We start from the raw sequence: 534 nt of genomic DNA, 5'->3' as shown, positions 1-534 counted from the left end.
AAATAAACAGTTACGTTTCATAAACTCCCCTACAATAGTTTCACACCATCCCAATACTATAAATTTCTGTCGTCTCACAGTAGCTACATTACCTAGATGAGTTTTAGTTCGAAGGAACACGCTATATCCAAGCACAAATACTGCAACTATTGCTATCCCCCAACCGACTAGCCGTAATGAAGCGATATCTTGATAAGCCTCAATGGAGGAAATCGGTATCGTAATTGATTCATTATTATACGAAGTATCGGCCAGATAACGTTCATAATAAGGTTGATATAACAGTCTAATAAATAAACTGGCACTAATAACGGCACACAGACCCCACCCCCATTGGTAAGGTAAATGTTTAACGACATTCTCTTGCTTATACTTTAGCAACAAATTAACTAATAAATAATATCCAGCCGCCCCCAGTGTGAATGTAGCGCCATAAAACATTAGATAAGTATTATCACTCATCCATACTAGCATTGATGTATAACGATAAATCGATGCCATTGCATAAACATCACATAGCCCAGCGACAGCTGC

General features: G+C 38.0%; 1 pseudogene. It reads right to left on the bottom strand.

Annotation, left to right across the window (positions count from 1 at the left end):
* A pseudogene (locus ABN217_RS20300) lies at positions 1-534 on the bottom strand (dimethyl sulfoxide reductase anchor subunit family protein); the annotation flags it as partial.

This window comes from Proteus sp. fly-1067, assembly GCF_040139345.1.
In the GTDB taxonomy this organism is placed as follows: domain Bacteria; phylum Pseudomonadota; class Gammaproteobacteria; order Enterobacterales; family Enterobacteriaceae; genus Proteus; species Proteus vulgaris_B.
This window is presented reverse-complemented; position numbering and strand designations above follow the sequence as displayed.